Annotated in this window: 1 protein-coding gene; it reads right to left on the bottom strand. The window is 47.1% G+C overall.

Features of this window, described 5'->3' with window-relative positions; genetic code table 11:
* Positions 1–628: 628 nt before the first annotated feature.
* Positions 629–1,428: RHS repeat-associated core domain-containing protein (locus NKJ81_RS32485; protein ID WP_352542977.1), on the bottom strand; the 800-nt coding region annotated here is incomplete at its 5' end.

The following is a 1,428-nucleotide window of genomic DNA, read 5'->3' as shown; positions in this document are numbered from 1 at the left end:
GGCTGCGCAGCGTCTGGCCGGAGGCATCGCGCACGCTGGTCGTGGTGTGGGTCAGCGTGCCCAGCGTGACGTCCTGGCGCGCGGGTTTGCCGAAGCCGTCATACTTGTTGGCTTGAGTGGCCGTGGTGAGCTGGCCGACATTATAAGTGCCGGCCGCCGCTTATGCGGGCGAGGCGAGACATGCGGTCAGTCTACGGACAACGACAGCCGTGCAAGCATGGCAAAAAATGCACTGTCACCGTAATTCGATCGATCCGAGCACAGAGCCTGGCAGTTGGGCAGCAAAAAGCGCACCATCATCGTAATTCGATTCGGATGGACCTCAGTATAAAAAAGAGAGATATAGGAAAAATAAAAAGAACAATAAATCCATATATGCTGCCAGCTATCAAAAATGTGTTCTCATATGGGTATAATGTAGGTATTAGACAAACGACAATATAGAATACCACGTTCTTTTCATATAATTTGTCACCCAATATGTTCAACATAATATATACATAGAGGATAGCACATATAAATAACTGTATTAAAGCCAGATCGCTCATGCTCGCAAGCGGTCTAAAAAATACGTGAGGTATGGCCACTATGAGAATGGCAATAGACATCACCTTGAGAGCTCGCGCTTTCATTTCAGCCCCCCGATAATTTCCGTTTGGTAGTTTTCCCACGTAGGGACCGCAGCTTGATCAAGTCCGAGCTGTGGGGCCTGAAAGGCCGAATTACCTTCACCGTACGAAACTACGGAGATGCTATCATCTTTATCTCTAACTGCATAGCTCATGACATAACCTTCTTCCAACATATGCTCCCCTGGGACCGTATAATTAACGGTGATATCCGAGTATTTATCAGGATTTGGTGATTTTATGACAGAGCTATCGACCATAAATTCCATTGGAATTCCGAACACATCTAAAGCAACATTTGGAGTTCCGTCTTTCGTTGCTGGGCGTGAATAGGCGGACGGCACAGGGTTGTTTCGAATCTTTGTTCCTATAGCAGCTAGTTTTTCTTTTCCCTTGAATGTTGTTTTGGTTCTTGCTTTGTATGTATGGAAGAAAAAGTCGGTTTTTTTTACGCCGTTGTTTTTAGCTTTCGATGAACCGGCTACAGTTGTTCCCTTAGTTATTCCTGAGTCTTTTAATGAGTTTGGTATGGTAACAGTTGGTTGATCTTTGTCCTCGGGATCAATTGAAACGCTTTTGCCATCACTTGATACTGATGACTCATGTCCATTCTGGTCACTCTTGTTGACGGGATCGTTCTGAGCATAGGCATACCGGTTTGTCCCGACGCCAGGTTTGGTCGGATCCCAATCATCAGGCGAGATGAACCTGCCGAGCACTGGATCCATGTAGCGTGCGTTGAGGTAGAGCAGCCCGGTCTCGGGATCGAAGCGCTCGCCGATGTAGCTCTTCTGCGTCT

Origin of the sequence: Mesorhizobium sp. M0018, from assembly GCF_040323955.1 — a bacterium.
Taxonomy (GTDB): Bacteria; Pseudomonadota; Alphaproteobacteria; order Rhizobiales; family Rhizobiaceae; genus Mesorhizobium.
Note: the sequence above shows the minus strand (reverse complement) of the source record. Positions and strands in the feature narration are given on the sequence as shown.